Annotated in this window: 12 protein-coding genes, 1 tRNA gene and 1 pseudogene; 4 read left to right on the forward strand and 10 right to left on the reverse strand. The window is 62.3% G+C overall.

The window, feature by feature from the left end; genetic code table 11:
- Positions 1-56 precede the first annotated feature (56 nt).
- The gene (locus NA29_RS17365) at positions 57-1082 is read right to left on the reverse strand and encodes a DODA-type extradiol aromatic ring-opening family dioxygenase (RefSeq protein ID WP_039399913.1); all 1026 of its coding nucleotides are present in this window, start codon (positions 1080-1082) and stop codon (positions 57-59) included.
- 228 nt (positions 1083-1310) lie between these two features.
- Here NA29_RS17365 and NA29_RS17370 point away from each other — a divergent pair, with 228 nt between their 5' ends.
- Entirely contained in the window at positions 1311-2720 is a 1410-nt protein-coding gene (locus NA29_RS17370) for an MFS transporter (protein WP_084103881.1), read from the forward strand.
- 198 nt (positions 2721-2918) lie between these two features.
- On the opposite strand, the gene NA29_RS17375 is transcribed toward NA29_RS17370, so the two are convergent.
- The 6 genes from NA29_RS17375 to NA29_RS17400 form a co-directional block, all read right to left on the reverse strand.
- A complete protein-coding gene (locus NA29_RS17375; RefSeq protein WP_039399916.1) occupies positions 2919-3989 on the reverse strand; it encodes a porin in 1071 nt (356 codons plus the stop codon).
- Between the two features lie 457 nt (positions 3990-4446).
- The gene (locus NA29_RS17380; protein ID WP_039403899.1) at positions 4447-4941 is read right to left on the reverse strand and encodes a RidA family protein; all 495 of its coding nucleotides are present in this window, start codon (positions 4939-4941) and stop codon (positions 4447-4449) included.
- Between the two features lie 150 nt (positions 4942-5091).
- A complete protein-coding gene (locus NA29_RS17385) occupies positions 5092-5478 on the reverse strand; it encodes a c-type cytochrome (RefSeq protein ID WP_039399918.1) in 387 nt (128 codons plus the stop codon).
- Between the two features lie 61 nt (positions 5479-5539).
- On the reverse strand, positions 5540-7165 hold the full coding sequence (locus NA29_RS17390) for a flavin monoamine oxidase family protein (protein ID WP_084103883.1): 1626 nt from the start codon (positions 7163-7165) through the stop codon (positions 5540-5542).
- 595 nt (positions 7166-7760) lie between these two features.
- A complete protein-coding gene (locus NA29_RS17395) occupies positions 7761-8594 on the reverse strand; it encodes an SDR family NAD(P)-dependent oxidoreductase (RefSeq protein ID WP_052253022.1) in 834 nt (277 codons plus the stop codon).
- Positions 8595-8675: 81 nt separating this feature from the next.
- Positions 8676-9374: a TetR/AcrR family transcriptional regulator gene (locus tag NA29_RS17400; protein WP_052253023.1), complete on the reverse strand. Its 699-nt coding sequence runs from the start codon at positions 9372-9374 to the stop codon at positions 8676-8678.
- Between the two features lie 112 nt (positions 9375-9486).
- Here NA29_RS17400 and NA29_RS17405 point away from each other — a divergent pair, with 112 nt between their 5' ends.
- From NA29_RS17405 to NA29_RS17415, 3 genes are all read left to right on the forward strand, one after another.
- Positions 9487-10284, forward strand: coding sequence for a class II aldolase/adducin family protein (locus NA29_RS17405; RefSeq protein ID WP_084103885.1), 798 nt, complete (start codon positions 9487-9489; stop codon positions 10282-10284).
- Between the two features lie 114 nt (positions 10285-10398).
- Positions 10399-11796, forward strand: coding sequence for an MFS transporter (locus NA29_RS17410; protein ID WP_095178466.1), 1398 nt, complete (start codon positions 10399-10401; stop codon positions 11794-11796).
- Positions 11793-13301 carry a class I adenylate-forming enzyme family protein gene (locus tag NA29_RS17415; RefSeq protein WP_039399921.1) on the forward strand — a complete coding sequence of 503 codons (1509 nt, stop codon included), beginning with the start codon at positions 11793-11795 and terminating at the stop codon, positions 13299-13301. The genes NA29_RS17410 and NA29_RS17415 overlap by 4 nt, the downstream gene beginning before the upstream one ends.
- Before the next feature lie 82 nt (positions 13302-13383).
- On the opposite strand, the gene NA29_RS17420 is transcribed toward NA29_RS17415, so the two are convergent.
- The 3 genes and pseudogenes from NA29_RS17420 to NA29_RS17430 all read right to left on the reverse strand — a co-directional run.
- Positions 13384-13474 (reverse strand) — tRNA-Ser (locus tag NA29_RS17420).
- A gap of 102 nt (positions 13475-13576) precedes the next feature.
- Complete coding sequence (gene serS, locus NA29_RS17425; protein WP_039399924.1) at positions 13577-14881, reverse strand: serine--tRNA ligase; 1305 nt, start codon at positions 14879-14881, stop codon at positions 13577-13579.
- A gap of 344 nt (positions 14882-15225) precedes the next feature.
- Positions 15226-16527: pseudogene (locus NA29_RS17430) on the reverse strand (replication-associated recombination protein A); the annotation flags it as partial.
- Positions 16528-16535: the final 8 nt, after the last annotated feature.

Raw genomic sequence — 16535 nt, forward strand, 5'->3', positions numbered from 1 at the left:
CAAGTCCCTTGCAGAGTGATGTGTGATGCGGCAATGCGCGAGTCATCGAATGCGCGCTATTTCGCGGGTGCCCAGTAGGCGAATGCCATCGCGTTACCTGTTCCGGCTTCGGTGCGATAGCACGGCACGTAGTCCACGAGGGTCATGCGCCAGTCGATGTCGTGCATTGCGGCGGCGAGCGGATACCAGCTCTTGATCTCCGCAGTGTTGCCGTTGAAGTACGGCTCCGAAATGTCGGCCAGTGCCGCTTCGTCGTATTCTGCGAAGGCATTCAGTACATGTCGGTCGAGCGCTTCGTCGATGACGAAATGCGTCATGCCGCCAGACGCCAGCACCGCCACGCGCAAGTCGTCCGGCAACTGCTCGATCGCGGCGCGCAATGCATGGCCGAACGCCAGGCATCTCGCCGCGCGGGGCTGGTTGGGTGCGACGCCCACGTTGAGGAAGATGGGAACACTCGGCGGCGGCGTGTCACGCATGATCCGGCGATACAGAAAGCCGAACGCGTGCGGTATGCCGTGCTGACGGTCTTCGCCACCGGGCAGCCGCACCGATCTCGCCACATCGAAATGCCCGTCGCACAAAGACCTGACAAGCGCGTCGGCCACGTCGGGCGCACCGGGATACGTGGCACCTTCGGGCGGGCAATGCCCCTCCTCCGCGATGGCGACGCCGGGCGGAAGACGTGCGACCTGTGCTTCGGTGAGCGGAATGTTCTCGATGCGCTCGCCCGCATAGACGGTGATCGACGGCGTGAGATCTTCCTTGAAGACTTCGCGCTGATCGTTGCCGAGCAGGATCACCACGTCGGCGCGCGCCTCGTTGAAGCGCTCGGCCAACGTGTCGAGGGCGCGCTGGCAAGCGTCGAAGCGCTCCTGCATGGCCTCGGGCGCGATGGCCTCTGCGAAACGCGACGACTCGTCGGCACGAGCAGCCAGCAACGCGTCGAAGGCCATGGCCTCGCCGCGGAACCAATGCTGCTGATTCTTGCGATCTGCGCCAGCGCGCAAATGCCACATCTGGGGCGGCGTCGCGAGCATCGGCCCGTGCGAACAGCCCATCGCGAAAACGATTCGCGCCATCAGCGTCTCCTCCGAATATTCAGTATTACTGTATGCGTGTTTTGACGAAGAATAGGCGTGATGCATTTCGGTTGTCAACGACTCGCCGCATTTTTTTCGTCGTGTTTGACACTCGTCACAACAGACATATAGTATGCGTGTTATGTCGCGCTGTTCTGCGGGCAGGCACCAGTTCACGAGCCGCATGTCGCGCGTAACACTCTTACGATAACGATACTGGAGGCAGGCATGACCCAACACGCGATGGACGCCCGAGCGGCGAACGCGCCCCCGCATAACCCCGCATCGGACAGTCCGGCCGCGTCGCCGGAGGCATCCGCCACCGAGACACCCGCAGCCACGAACGAGACGCGCCGCGTCGGCATTCGCGACTGGTACATGTTGATCGTGCTCACAGCGATCTTCGTACTGTCGTTCATCGACCGCTCGTCGCTCTCGCTCGTGGTCGTGCCGCTCAAGAAGGAGTTGGGCGTGAGCGACTTTCAGATGAGCCTGCTGCTCGGTCTCTCGTTCGTGGTGCTCTACAGCACCTTCAGCATTCCGGCCGGTTATCTGGCCGACCGCTTCAGCCGACGCGGCATCATCGGCTGGGCCGTGTTCGTCTGGTCGTCGATGACGGTGCTCTGCGGCTTCGCCACCAACTACATCCAGCTCTTTCTCGGACGGACCGGCATCGGGATCGGTGAAGGTGCGCTGCAACCGGCCGCGTACTCGATGATCCGCGATACGTTCCCGCCCGACCGGCGCGGACGGGCGTTCGGCATCTATCACATGGGACCCATGCTCGGCGTGGGCTTCTCGCTGTTCGTCGGGGGCACACTGCTCAGCCTCTCGCAGAGCGGCAACGTGGCGCACTGGCCAATTCTCGGCGCGCTCAAGCCCTGGCAGTTCGTGATCGTCGTGCCGGGGCTCGTCGGCATTCCACTCGCCTTGCTGATGCTGACACTGCGCGAACCGAAGCGCGCAGCCAAACAAAAGAGTGCCGACGCGCCCGGCTATCGCGACGCGCTGCGCTTCATCCGCAGCGAATGGAAGCTCTACGTGCCGCTGTGGATTGCCGCTACGCTCTACGCAATGGCGATCTCCGGCTTCAACGCGTGGCTCCCGACCGTCATCTCACGTGCCTGGGATCTGCCCTTGCCGAGCATCGGCCGCATGCTCGGGCCATTGATGATGGCATCGGTGCCCGCCGGTCTCGTGATTCTCGGTGCGGTCATGGACCGGCTCTCGCGCCGCGGACGACGTGCGGCACCGCTGGAAGTCGCGATGGTGTCGACGTTCGTGTCCTGTCTGGCGACGCTCCTGCTGGCGTTCACCGACAACCATGCGCTGGCCATCGTGCTGTATGTCTGCCACACGTTCTTCGCGAGTCCGATTCCGTCGTCCGCTGGCGCAACGATGGCGCAGATCACGCCGGGGCGCATGATGGGCAAGCTTTCGTCGCTGTTCTTCCTCGTGCAAAACCTGCTCGGTCTGGCGCTCGGACCGACGGTGGCAGCCACGATCGCCCACGTGTTCTATAGCGGTCCGATGGCAATGGGATACGCCATCGTCACGACGTTCTGCGTTTGCACCGCCATTGCTGCCGTCATGTACGGGCTGGTTGCCGCACAGGTGCGCCGCCGCAACTTCGAGTAAGCGCCCCACCGAATTCGATCTCACCCGCTTCACCACGCGCCGCCAGCCTTCGGGCTCGCGGCGCGTTTGCTTTTTTGCGGGGGCGTCTGCCGAGCGTCTGCTCAGCGTCGACTAAGTGTCGACTGAGCATCCATAAAAAAACCACCGCAACATTCGCGGTGGTCAAAGTACGACGCATGAAGCCTTCAGGGGATACTGTCAGAACCTGTGACGCAGACCGATACCGACACCGGTCTGGTCGCGGCCGTTCGGGAACTCGGCACGTTGCGCGCCGTGACCGACGCTGTAGTCGACCGTGCCGTAGAGCGTGGTGCGGCGCGAGAAGCCGTACTCGGCGAGCAGCACGTAGGTCTCGCGCGACCCGTCGCCTGCATCGCCCGACACACCGTTCACATTGCTTGCGCGATCGTAGTACACGGCTGCGGTAATCGTCAGCGGTTTCGACACCTGATACGCCACACCGCCATAGAACGCATTGTCCTTACGCGGATTCGCGCCCCCTGTCACACCGCGTCCCGAAAGGAAGCCGTCGACGAAACCGGTCTTGTCGTTGCTGTTGTAGTAGCCAAGCGTTGCCGTCACCGGACCCCACTCGTACTTGACGCCCAGGTTGTAGATCATCTGGGTATTGGCGTTGATGTCGCGGTTCTGGAGCACGTTGGCCATCACGCCGAACGGCTTGCCCACATAGGCTACCGACAGCACATAGCCCGAGTTGCGCGCCGTGCTGCCGGCCACGCCGCCAACGATGTACTCGAGGCCGACCTGTATGTCCTGATACCGCTTCATGTACTTCACGGCGTTATTGGCCCCGTTCGGACCGTTGGCGCCGAACACGACCGGCATCCACTCGTTCTGATCGTAGTTGCCCACGGTGAGCGGATCCCAGCCTTCGATCAGCAGTTCCCACGCGGGGTTGTCCTGCGTACCGATGGTGAGCTTGCCGTAATCGCCGTCGAGACCGACGTAGGCCTTGCGATTGAAGATCTTGCCGCTACGTTGCGACGTGCCGTTGTTCAGGTGATAACCACCTTCGAGCATGAAGATTGCCTTCATGCCCTGCCCCAGATCTTCCTTACCGTAGATACCCCAACGGCTCTGCGAAATGGCGCCGTCGGTGAGCGCGAAGGAACTCTTGTTGTCACTGGTGGCGCCGGACAGATAGCGAAGGCTCGCATCCGCCACGCCAAACATCGTCACGCTCGATTGCGCGAACGCCGGCGAGGCGATCAGCGCCCCGGCGGCCAGAGGAAATGCCCATGTCTTCATTTAATGCCTTCCCCAATGCGCCAACCGCCCTGCAGCGGCTGGCCATGATAGCACCGCCGCGACGCACATCACCGTCGTTCATTCCGCAAATTCTGATCGTATATTTCGCACACCTAACAAATTGACATGAGTTTGCGGACACACCTCTTCCTCGCCCAGCCTCCAAGCATTGGCGAAGCCACTGACGAACGATGACGCTCTCCAAACCACGCGGCGCTACAGCGCACCGACGGTCTCCCGTGTCGCGACTAGAAATTTGTATACCTAACTATTTTGATGTATTATTTTCGTCGCAGTCCCCTCCCGAATGGCAAAGCGTCTTGCACGCCGTTGAAGTTGTCCGGAGGCGCGGCGCTCCCTGGACGGAGCGCCGCATTTTCCCGAACTCTCGCGAAGTGAGAAGTGCCCTACGCACTCCCTCCCACCTTTCCCGCCTGACAGACTCAGCGCGTAATGTTTATCTGGCGCCCGCCGGTTTGACGGCAACCACTTCGATTTCTACCATCCAGCCCGGGTCGACCAGACGTGCCGCCTGCAGCACCGAGCGCGCAGGCAGGTTCGGACCGTTCTTGTCGAAGAACTGGTAGTAGCCGTTCATGAAGCCACCGAAGTCCATGACGTTGTTCTTGGCCGGATCACCCACGAGAAAAACCTGCATCTTCACCACGTCCTTCATGGTGAGATTCATCGTGGCGAGGAGCGCCTGTATACGCTTGAGTACGCTCACCGTTTGCTGCTCGGTATTGCCATAGCCACCGCCTTCGAGCTTTTCCGGTACCTGCCCGCTCAGATAGACGGTCGTGGCGCTGGCAGGCACTTCGACGGCAAGGGCCAGCGGACCCGGTTGCTTCGGCAGATGGCGCACCACTTCCTGCGCCCCGGCGGCATGCGCGAAGCACATGGCCGCCCCGAGGGCTGCGAGTTTCCACCATCCTTTCGTTGACTTCGTCATCTCGTTTTCCTGAAGGTTGTTGAAATCGAGGCGCGCGCGTGCCCACGCGCGCCGGTCTTGCCGACGCGTGACTGTCGTTCCTGCCTTGTGCGGCCGCTCAGACCGGACGCGCCCGCGCGGCATTGATCCGCAGCGACGCGCCCGTCGCGCTCAGTTGCCCTTGGTGCCGCCCTCGTTTTCCTTCGCGGCGATCGTCTTTCGAATCGACGCGACCTGCTCGGTCGTCACCGGTGCGGCGTTGTTACCCCACTCGCCACGAATGAAGGTCACGACATCCGCGATCTGCTTGTCGTTGAGCGACGAGTTGAACGTCGGCATGCCACCGCGTCCGCCGATCACCGTTTCAACGACCTTGGTGGCGTCCCCCAGCACGAACTTGTCGCCCTTGAGCGCAGGAAATGCGCCGGGAATGCCCTGCCCGCCTGCCTGGTGACACGCTGCGCAGTTATTGCCAAAGATGGTTTTGCCCGAAGGCGTCTGCGCGTGCGAGACACCGGCCACCAGACCGAGCAACGCGATCGACCACAACTTTTTCATTGCTTTACTCCTCTACCGTTCTACTGGCTGCGACTGACGATGATGCTGAATTTCGCGAGACTCACGCGCTCAGGCGTGCATGAAGCTGCTCGATCTGGTGCCAGGCCGATTCGATGGCTCCGGCTTGCCAGCCGTTGAGATGGCTCATGTGTTCACCGGCGAGCAGTGTGCGGCCCTCGCCCTTGAGCAGACGCGGATACGCCGTACGGCGTCCCGCTTCGCTCCAGTCGGCCCAACCGCCGAGGTTGTACTTCACGCGGTGCCACGCCACCGAGAACGACGACTCGGCCGAATCGCGGTACTGCCCCGGGAACACCTTCTCGCCAGCGGCGAGGCCGAAGTCGGTGCGCTCCTTGAGCGACATTGCGCTCACCTGCGCAGCCATCGCGCCGAAGTTGTAATAGGACAGCAGCGTGCCCTTCTGCCCTTGCCAGTTGGTCGACGGCAGCGAGATCAGCGTGGCGCCCTTGATGTCCGTCTGGATGTGACCGCCGTAGATGAAGTGATCCTCTTCCCAGAAGCGACGCTTCATCTGCACACCGAGCTTGCCGACCGGCTCGTAGGCGACCTGCATCGCATCCTTGAAATCGTCGGAGAAGTCGGTGTCGATCTGCTTGAGCACCGACAGCGGGATCGTGCAAAGACAGAAGTCGCCCTTGACCGTGCGACCGGCGCCGGTGCGCGTGTCCTTGCATTGCAGCACCACACCGCTATCCGTGTTGCGCAGGCTCACGACTTCGGTGTTGTAGCGAATCATCTTCTTGGTGCGACGCTCGAAGGCCTTCGCCACGTGATCCATGCCGCCCACGGCTTGCAACATCGTCTTCTGCTGTTCGATGTCGTTCGTCGAGCGATAGATGTTGCCGAGCTTCGACTTGAGCAGATCGCCGAATTGCAGCGGATCGGTCTGCACGCCTGACTGCACGCCGGGATAGGTCTTGTAGCCGCGTGCCGTCGTGCCTTTGTAGTCGAGGTCCTTTTTGTTCAGGTACCCCTCATGCACGAGGTAGTCGAGCAACAGTGCCCTGTCGCCTTCGCTCAGTTGGTCGTTGAGCTTGCCCGCACGCAGCGTCTTGGCGAACAGTTCGTCGGTGTAGCCGCGCATGTCGGCCTTGATTTCGAACTGGCGCAGGCGCTTGCCCGCGAGGGGGCCGTCGATGTTTTCCTTGTAGACGTAAGCCGCGTCGTTATCGTTGTTGAAGAGTTCGAGCGGCACGCCGAATTCGCGCGTGTAATGCAGCGTGGACTGCTGGCAGAACGGAATGCGCCACGGGCCGTGGTTGATGTACTGGCCTTCGTCGAAATTGCAGACCTGTCGTTCGCCACCGAGCTCTGTGAGCTCAAAGCCGCGACGCGCAGTCTGGCATCGGCCACCCGCGAAACCGCGTGCCTCGACGATTTCGCACGCGTAGCCGAGTTTCGACAGCTCGTAGGCCGCCGTCATACCGGCCAGCCCTGCGCCGAGAATGACCACACGCTTGCCGCGGCCGCTGCCCGACAGGCGCGGCGGCGAGGTGCGCACCGAGGCGAGATCCACGCCCCAGGCCTTCATCGTCGCCAGCATGAGACCGCTACCACCGATGGCGAGCGTGCGCATCAGGAAATCGCGGCGGCGCAGTCCGCCTCCGACGCTCGCAGAATCCAAAGAACCCAATGACTTGCCCGTGGTGTGTTGCACGTCTGACATGACTCTCCTCACTCTTGAATGATGAAACGTGTCGCGAATGCCAACGCCGTGCGCGCAATGTGCAAGGGTGTGACCCGACCTTGCGGACGAGCGCAACCCTTGAGCGCATTTAGCGCTTCAGCGAACGAATACGGGGGAATGTGAGAAGGCTCAGGGCGAGTGGCCAGAGGACCGCATGATGTCTCCTTAAGCGCGAATTCCGGGGCAGTGCGACAGTCTTGCGCCGTCGTGATGCCGGGTTCTTGTCTTCTCGTGAAACGTCACCCTCCGAGCCGGACCGACAACGTGCTCCGGGGGGAGGTGCGTCCGGTCATATACATCGCGCGCCGGTACTGCACTGCGGAGCCAAATCCTGCTCAGGGGAATCGGGTAAGCTTGCTCGCCTGTACTGATAGGTTTGCCCGCCACCATAACGACCATACTATATGCGTGTTATGGCTTCGAATATTAGCGTTACTACTTAGCGTGCGTACGCGACGAGGTTTAGGGGAAACGCGGGGTAGCCGCAAGTGCGAGCGCCGCGACATGCGCGGCGCTTTTCAGACAGCGGCGAACAGACCAATGGGCCAATGGCGCCGCACCGCGAGCGAGTCACTCAGGCGTTGCTGGCGTGTGCGAGTTCGCGAAAATTCATCCAGTGGGAGCTGACGAGCCAGCCAGCATCGACAGGCAGGCTCACGCCGGTGATCGCGCTTGATTCGTCGCTCATCAGGAAACTTACGGCCGCCGCGATTTCGTCCGTCCCGACCAGACGCCCGAGCGCCGAGTGCGATTCGATAGCCGTCGCGCTGCGCTTTCCGGTAGCCAGTTTGTCTTCGAAGATCGGCGTGAGCGTAAAGCCGGGGGCGACCGAATTCACCCGGATGCCCGACGCGCCGAGTTCACCGGCGGCGAGTTGGGTGAGCGCGCCCAAAGCCACTTTCGCCGGGGAATAGGCGTGCAGCGGCAATGGGCGCAGCTCGTTGATCGACGTAATGTTCACGACCGCACCAGCCCCGGCCTCGGTCATGAGCGGTGTGAAAGCGCGCAGGCAGTGCTGTGCGCCAAAGTAGTTCACTTCCCACACGCGACGCTGCATGTCGTCGGTCATGTCGAGCATCGGCATCACATCCTGCAACACCCCCGCCACGTTCACCAGGCCAGCCACGCCCGGATTGCGCAGCGATGCCGCCAAAGCATTCACCGCCGCGTGGTCGGTCACGTCGAGCGCCGCCAGTTGCATTCGCGCATCGTCCGCACGCTCACCGAAAACACTCCGCAGTCGCGCAAGGTCCAGGTCCGTGGCCACCACATGCCAGCCGTCGTCGTGCAGACGATTGGCCACCGCCAATCCGATACCACCGTTCGCACCGGTGACCACGACAGCCTTGCCCGCATCGCGTAACACGTTCAGCGAGCGGCGCTTTGCGCGATGGGAGGATGTGTTCATTCGGGGCGTCTCCGTCGGATAGTGTTGTCGTTTTATTTTCTAAACTATTCGTTTAGTTTATCCACAACCCCATCGGCGACGTCAAGCTTTTTTTGCCAATGCCCTCGCGCGTGTCGTTTTGTTCGCACCGGATGTCGCGCTGCCTGAGCGCGACCGGGTCAGTGCGGGCACCGTTCCGTTAGGGCCGAGCAGACCTTGCATGACGAGGTCGACGTGCTCGCGCACGAACGCCCGGGTCAGCGGCTTATGACCGACGAGCAACCGGTAGTAAAGCGGCGCGTAGAGAATGTCGAGAACGACATCGGGATCGCCCGGCTTGATGAGCCCCCGAGCGATCGCATCGCGTACGATTTCGACGCCCTGCTCGCGTCGCGCGGAAACATAGCCGTCGCGAAACGCTTGCGCAATCTCCGGGTCGGACTGCCCCTCGGCAATCAGCGCGCTGATCATCGTGCCCATCGGGCCGCAGAACTCCTCGGCCATTTTGAGCAGACGCGAGAAGATGCTGTCGAGCTGCAACTCCTCCGGGTACGGCAGCGCCTGCCCGGCTTCGCGCAGGAACGCCGTCATGATCACGGACGCGCGATTCGGCCACCACTTGTAGATCGTGGCCTTGCTCACCCCCGCCGCCGTGGCGATGGCTTCCATCGTCGTAGCGTGCAGCCCCTGTTCGAGCAGAAGACGATAGGCGGCGTCGAGCACGGCACGCTCGACCTCGGCACTGCGCTTGCGACCGCGACGGCCTGGCGTGGGAGATTCGGGATTCGACTGACTTGACATTCGTTGTGTCCGGACAAATACTAAACTGAACGTTTAGTTTATAAATAACGACACCGTATTGAAACACACTGGCAGACGACTCTGCCAACGGTGCGTCGGATCGGAGAACGGGATGCTGAAGTCTGACACAGTTTTTTCTTCCTTTGACCTGCCTGTCGGCGAGACGATTGCCGACACCGGCATCACGCCGGACGAGCAACGCGTACGCGAGGATCTCGCGGCAGCGTATCGGCTTTGTGCGATCAACGGATGGGACGATCTCGTCTACACACATTTGTCGGCACGTGTGCCCGGCCCGTCGCATCACTTTCTCGTCAACCCGCTTGGCCTGTCGTTTCACGAGATCACCGCGTCGAACCTGGTGAAGATCGATCTGGACGGACGTGTCGTGGGGCACTCACCGTATCGCCCCAATGCCGCGGGCTTCGTGATTCACGGGTGCATTCATGCCGCACGAGAAGACGCCGCCTGCGTGATGCACTTGCACACCGAAGCGGGCATGGCGTTGTCCGCGCTCGAAGACGGACTGCTGCCGATCACGCAGCACGCCATGCGCTTTGTCGGACGGCTCGGATACCACGATTACGAGGGCATCGCCCTCACCATCGACGAACGGGATCGTCTGCTCGCCGACCTTGGCAACCATGCGGCCCTTATCCTGCGCAATCACGGCACGCTGACGGTCGGCCGCTCGGTAGGGCATGCCTTCGTCGAGATGTTCTATCTGGAAAAGGCCGCGCGCGCGCAATTGCTGGCGCAGAGTACCGGGGCTCGACTGCGCATTCCGCCGCATCACGTAGCGGTGCTGACCGCGCAGCAGTGGGTGACGGACATGCGCGGTTCGGGCGATCGCGAATGGCCGTCGCTGCTGCGAAAACTGGCCCGCGACGGACACGATTACAAACAGTAGGCCCCGGTCGCATCTGCGGCAGCGGGATAGATTTGCGAAGTGGCGTCAGGTAGTACGTATCAGGCAGTTGGTAGTCATCAGCACCCAAAAACAGAACCATGACGGAGACACCCCTTGAACCCGACCATCGCATCAACGGCGAGTCAACCCGTGGCGGGCAGCGATAACGCTGCTGCACTGGACTCGCGCATCGCGCAGGAAACCATCGGCCAGCTATTTCGCCGCATCCTGCCCTTCCTGATTCTCTGCTATATCGTCGCCTTCCTCGATCGTGTGAATGTCGGCTTCGCGGCGTTGCACATGAACGGCGACCTCGGGTTCACCGCCACCGTCTACGGCTTCGGTGCGGGCATCTTCTCCATCGGCTACTTCGTCTTCGAGGTGCCGAGCAACCTGATCCTCCACCGCGTGGGCGCACGCATCTGGATTGCGCGGATCATGGTGACGTGGGGCATCGTCTCGGCGGGCTTCGCGTTCGTCTCGGGCGAGACATCCTTCTATGTCATGCGCTTTCTGCTCGGCGTTGCCGAAGCGGGTTTCTTTCCCGGCATCGTGCTGTATCTGAGTCTGTGGTTCCCCGGACGCGCGATGGCGCGCGCCACCGCGATCTTCATTCTCGGGTTGCCGCTGGCCGTGCTGATCGGCGCCCCGCTCTCGACGTGGATCCTCACCTCGTTCCACGAATTTGCCGGGCTGCGCGGCTGGCAATGGATGTTCCTGCTCGAAGGCGGGCTCGCCGTGTTGGTAGGCGTTGTGGCTTACTTCGTGCTGGGTAATGCCCCGGACAAGGCGACATGGCTCAACGCGTCGCAGCGTGAGTGGCTCGTTCGCACGCTGGCGCAGGAGAAGGCGGCCAAAGAGCGCGCGCGCCAGTATGGTGTGATGGAGACGCTGCTCTCGGGCAAGGTGCTGCTGCTCGCATTCGCCATCTTCTGCAATATCACGGCGCTGTTCGGCATCGCGTTGTGGATGCCACAGATCATCAAGGGCATTGGTGGGCTGGACAACACGCAGGCCGGTTTGCTGAGCGCCGTGCCGTACGTGTGCGCAGGCGTGGCGATGGTCGTGAACGCGCGGCACTCGGACAAGACGGGTGAGCGCCGTTGGCACATTCTGCTACCGGCGGCCATCGGCGCCATCGGGTTGGTGATGGCAGGGAATGCCGCGTCGCCCTACGTCGGGATTCTCGGGTTGTGCATCGCGGCGGCCGGGATTCTGGCGTCGAACATTCTGTTCTGGCCGATGGTGCCAATGTTCCTGACGGGGGCAGCCGCTGCCGCCGGGATCGGGTTGGTGAACTCCGTGGGCAACCTCGGCGGGTTCGTCGGCCCGTATCTGACCGGTTGGGCCAAGGACACCTTTGGCGGATACGGCGCGAGCATGACCACGCTGGGCGCGATGGTGCTGGCCTACGGCGTGTTGCTGTTCGTTTTCCTTACCGTGAGTGCACGGCGCACCGGTGGCGTCGATGGTGTCGATGCGGGCACCACGGGTATTGCGAGGTCGTCATGAACATTGCCAGTACGCTGGCCCGGGCGGCGCAGCGCCACCCCGGGCATGTTGCCACCTATGTGGGTGACGCGCCGCAGCACGACTACGCGACGCTCGCACGACGGTGTGCCGCCATCGCGGCCGGGTTGCGCTCGATGGGTCTGCCCGTCGGCGCACGCGTCGCGCTCTGGATGCGAAACCGTCCGGAGTATCTCGAATGGCTCTACGCGATCTGGTGGGCCGGGCTGGTGGCCGTGCCCATCAACGCGAAATTGCATCCGCGCGAGGCCGCATTCATCGTCAACGACGCCGAGGCCGGGGTATTGCTTGCGGAGGCGGAAGACCTGCTAGCGATTCGAGACCATATCGACAGCCCGGTGACGGGCTTCGCGCCGGAAGACGCGCAGATTGCCCAATGGCTGACAGGCGATGCAACCGTCGGGGTGGCGTCCCGCGAGAATACCGATCTGGCGTGGATCTTTTATACGTCGGGGACGACCGGGCGTCCGAAGGGAGTGATGCTCTCGCATCGCAATCTCTGGTCGATGGCGGCCTGCTATATGACGGATGTCGACGCCGTCGGGCGCGACGACCGCACGCTATATGCCGCGCCCATGTCGCACGGCGCCGGGCTCTACAGCGTCGTGTTCATGATGCAGGCGGCGGGGCACATCTTCCCCGCGTCGGGTGGCTTCGATGCGCAGGAAATGTTTTCGCTGGCTGAGACACTTGGCAACGTCTCCTGCTTCGCCGCGCCGACAATGGTCAATCGTCTGGTGCGACATGCGCAGGCCTGCGGTGCTTCTTCGGCGGGATTCAAGACCCTCGTCTATGGCGGCGGCCCGATGTATTCGGCCGACATCGAGCGTGCGTTGTCGGTGATGGGTTCGCGGTTCGTGCAGATCTACGGTCAGGGGGAGTCGCCGATGACGATCACGGTGTTGCCACGCGACGAAATCGCGGCGACGGCACACCCCCGATGGTCGCAACGTCTGGCGTCGGTCGGCCATGCGCATGCCATGGTGGAAGTGGCGGTGGTCGATGACAACGGCGTACCGGTAGCCCCCGGTTCACCGGGCGAAGTCGTGGTGCGTGGCGATGTCGTGATGCAAGGCTACTGGCGCAATCCTGAAGCGACAGCCAAGACGTTACGCGACGGCTGGCTGTGGACAGGCGACATCGGTGTGCTGGATGACGACGGCTTTCTCACGCTCAAGGACCGCTCGAAGGATGTGATCATTTCTGGCGGCACGAACATCTACCCGCGCGAGGTTGAAGAGGTGCTGCTCCGTGCAGACGGCGTAGCCGAGGTGGCCGTGATCGGCGAAGTCGACGCAGAATGGGGCGAGGTGGTCGTGGCGTATGTGGTCTGCGCGCCCGGCGTGACGCTCGATAGTGCGATGCTGGATGCGTATTGCCTCGAACACATCGCGCGGTTCAAACGCCCCAAACGCTATGTCGCCGTGGACGCCCTACCGAAGAACCACTACGGCAAGGTGTTGAAAACAGCGTTGCGAACGCTCTGAGTGGAACGAGCGCATGATCGGCTGACACACCAAACAAAAAAGCCCGCTAGTTAGCGGGCTGATTCGTTCAAAGCAAGATGCTTGGCGGAGAGGGTGGGATTCGAACCCACGGTACGGTATAACCGTACACCGGATTTCGAGTCCGGCGCATTCGACCACTCTGCCACCTCTCCAAGCGTTCTTTCTGCTTTGGTTCGCTGCCTGAGTGGCCTCAAGCAGCGAGAAAGAGATTATAGCCGAATTTCTTTTTCCGACAACCCCTTTTTCAAAGTTTTTTACGCTGCGGGCTCAAGGCGCTCGATGCCGCCCATGTACGGACGCAGCACGTCCGGCACCGTCACCGAACCATCGGCATTCTGATAGTTCTCCAGCACTGCCACCAACGCGCGTCCCACGGCAAGCCCCGAACCGTTCAACGTGTGCACCAGCTCCGGCTTGTTCTGCGCATTGCGAAAACGTGCCTGCATCCGGCGCGCCTGGAAGCTCTCCATGTTCGAGCACGACGAAATCTCGCGATACGTGTTCTGCGCCGGAATCCACACTTCCATGTCGTACGTCTTCGCGCTGCCGAAGCCCATGTCGCCCGTGCACAGCACCAGCGTGCGGTACGGCAATCCAAGCTTCTGCAGAATCGTTTCCGCATGACCCACCAGCGTCTCGAGCGCGTCGTACGACTCTTCCGGACGCACCACATGCACCAACTCGACCTTGTCGAACTGATGCTGACGAATCATGCCGCGCGTGTCCTTGCCATAGCTGCCCGCCTCCGAGCGGAAGCACGGCGTATGCGCCACCATGCGCATCGGCAATGCGTCGTTCGGCAGCAGTTCGTCACGCACCAGATTCGTCAGCGATACTTCCGCCGTCGGAATCAGATAGAAGTTCTCGATGCGCTCGCCCTCTTCACCGCCGACCTTGCGCGGCACCTTGAACAGGTCGTCCTCGAACTTCGGCAACTGGCCCGTACCACGCATCGACGCAGCATTCACGATGTACGGCACGTACGTTTCCGTATAGCCGTGCTCGCTCGTATGCGTGTCGAGCATGAACTGCGCCAGCGCACGATGCAGACGCGCGATGCCGCCCTTCATCACCGAAAAACGGGCTCCGGCAAGCTTGGCCGCTGCGTCGAAATCCAGACCCAGCGCTGCGCCGAGATCGACGTGATCGCGCGGCGTGAAGTCGAACTCTCGCGGCGTGCCCCAGCGACGCACCTCCACGTTCTGTGTTTCGTCCTTTCCGACGGGCACGCTCTCGTGCGGCAGGTTCGGCACGCCCAGCAGCAAATCCGACAGACGCGTCTGAATCTCCTCCAGACGCACCGACGATGCCTTGAGCGTGTCAGCGATGCCGCCGACTTCGGCGATCTCGGCCGAAGCGTCCTCGCCCTTGCCCTTCTTCATACCGACCTGCTTCGACAACGCATTGCGACGCGCCTGAAGCTCCTCGGTTTGCGTCTGAATCTGCTTGCGCTCCGCCTCGAGCGCAGCGAATGCCGCCACGTCCAGCGTGTAGCCGCGCGCCTTGAGTCGCGCAGCAACGCCGTCGAGATCCTTGCGAAGAAGTTGAATGTCGAGCATGGTGGGAAATCTATTGTGAGCGGCCCACATCAATGGGCCGTGAATTGGTTATTGGCCGACGCCAAGGCCATTTTTCGTTGCGCGCAACGGCAATTTCGAGATTTTACCAAACGCGCGGCGCTGTGACGCGATTTGACGCGTCGCCAAGCGCCGAGACGCAGCAGCGGCGCGTTACGGCCGCCCGACCCGCACGGCAGCGCGCAGACTCACGCGGACTCGTCGTCCCCGGATTCGGCAGGCGGCGCTTTCTCGGAAGAGGAGGATGGAGAGGACGGAGACGACGCAGACGTCGTTTTCCCAGCCATCGGCGTCTTCGCGGGAGCATCGGTTTTGCGTCCCTTGGCATTCGCACGACGCCACTCGGCATCGAGCGACTTCAGCCAGTTCAGCTTCTCCCCGATCTTGCCTTCCAGACCGCGCGGCACCGGACGATACCAGTTCTGCGCACGCAGATCGTCGGGGAAATACGTCTCACCGGCAGCGTAGGCATCCGGCTCGTCGTGCGCATAGCGATACTCGTGACCGTAGCCGAGTTCTTTCATCAGCTTGGTCGGCGCATTGCGCAAATGGATAGGCACCGCGCGCGACTTGTCCTTGCCGACGAACGCGCGCGCCTGGTTGTACGCGTTGTAGCCCGCATTCGACTTCGGGGCCGACGCTAGATACAGAATCGCCTGCGCCAACGCCAGTTCGCCCTCAGGCGTGCCGAGACGTTCGTACGTCTCCGCCGCATCCAGCGCGATACGCGCCGCGCGCGGGTCGGCCAGCCCGATGTCTTCCCACGCCATGCGCACGATCCGGCGCGCCAGATAACGCGGATCGGCACCCCCGTCGAGCATGCGGCAGAACCAGTACAGCGCGCCGTCCGGCGAACTGCCACGCACCGACTTGTGCAACGCGCTGATCTGATCGTAGAACGCGTCGCCGCCTTTGTCGAAGCGACGCAGATTCTCGGCGAGCACGCTGGCCAGCAGCGCCTCGTCGATCGTATCCATACCTTGCGAGGTCGCGGCCTGCGCGACGATTTCGACGTTGTTCAACAGCTTGCGGCCATCGCCATCCGCCGAATCGATCAGCCCCTGACGCGCTTCGTCGGTGAATCCGATATCGCCCAGCTCATGCGCTGCGCGCGTGACCATCTCGCCGAGTTCTTCGTCGTTCAGGCTCTTGAGCACATACACAGCCGCACGCGAGAGCAATGCGCCATTCACTTCGAACGACGGGTTTTCCGTCGTCGCACCGACGAAGATGAACAAACCGGATTCGACGTGCGGCAGGAACGCGTCCTGCTGTGCTTTGTTGAAGCGATGCACTTCATCGACGAACACGACCGTCTGTTTGCCCTGCGCGCGCTGAATCTGCGCGGCCTCGACGGCGTCGCGAATGTCCTTCACACCGGAAAGCACGGCCGACAACGCAATGAAGTAGGCCTTGAAGGCATCTGCCATCAGACGCGCGAGCGTCGTCTTGCCGACACCCGGCGGCCCCCAGAGAATCATCGAATGGGGACGGCCCGCTTCGAATGCCACGCGCAAAGGCTTCCCCTTGCCCAGCAGGTGACGCTGGCCAATCACATCGTCGATGGTATGGGGGCGAAGGCGCTCGGCCAAAGGCACCGAAGCCGACAGAGGGGCGTCGTTTGGCATGTTCTCAA

This window comes from Pandoraea sputorum, from assembly GCF_000814845.2.
Classification (GTDB): domain Bacteria; phylum Pseudomonadota; class Gammaproteobacteria; order Burkholderiales; family Burkholderiaceae; genus Pandoraea; species Pandoraea sputorum.

What these genes read in the sequence shown, in the direction of transcription:
- NA29_RS17365 (WP_039399913.1), bottom strand. Translation starts at nt 1,082, where the DNA reads ATGGCGCGAATCGTTTTCGCGATGGGCTGTTCGCACGGGCCGATGCTC.
- NA29_RS17370 (WP_084103881.1), top strand. Translation starts at nt 1,311, where the DNA reads ATGACCCAACACGCGATGGACGCCCGAGCGGCGAACGCGCCCCCGCAT.
- NA29_RS17375 (WP_039399916.1), bottom strand. Translation starts at nt 3,989, where the DNA reads ATGAAGACATGGGCATTTCCTCTGGCCGCCGGGGCGCTGATCGCCTCG.
- NA29_RS17380 (WP_039403899.1), bottom strand. Translation starts at nt 4,941, where the DNA reads ATGACGAAGTCAACGAAAGGATGGTGGAAACTCGCAGCCCTCGGGGCG.
- NA29_RS17385 (WP_039399918.1), bottom strand. Translation starts at nt 5,478, where the DNA reads ATGAAAAAGTTGTGGTCGATCGCGTTGCTCGGTCTGGTGGCCGGTGTC.
- NA29_RS17390 (WP_084103883.1), bottom strand. Translation starts at nt 7,165, where the DNA reads ATGTCAGACGTGCAACACACCACGGGCAAGTCATTGGGTTCTTTGGAT.
- NA29_RS17395 (WP_052253022.1), bottom strand. Translation starts at nt 8,594, where the DNA reads ATGAACACATCCTCCCATCGCGCAAAGCGCCGCTCGCTGAACGTGTTA.
- NA29_RS17400 (WP_052253023.1), bottom strand. Translation starts at nt 9,374, where the DNA reads ATGTCAAGTCAGTCGAATCCCGAATCTCCCACGCCAGGCCGTCGCGGT.
- NA29_RS17405 (WP_084103885.1), top strand. Translation starts at nt 9,487, where the DNA reads ATGCTGAAGTCTGACACAGTTTTTTCTTCCTTTGACCTGCCTGTCGGC.
- NA29_RS17415 (WP_039399921.1), top strand. Translation starts at nt 11,793, where the DNA reads ATGAACATTGCCAGTACGCTGGCCCGGGCGGCGCAGCGCCACCCCGGG.
- serS (WP_039399924.1), bottom strand. Translation starts at nt 14,881, where the DNA reads ATGCTCGACATTCAACTTCTTCGCAAGGATCTCGACGGCGTTGCTGCG.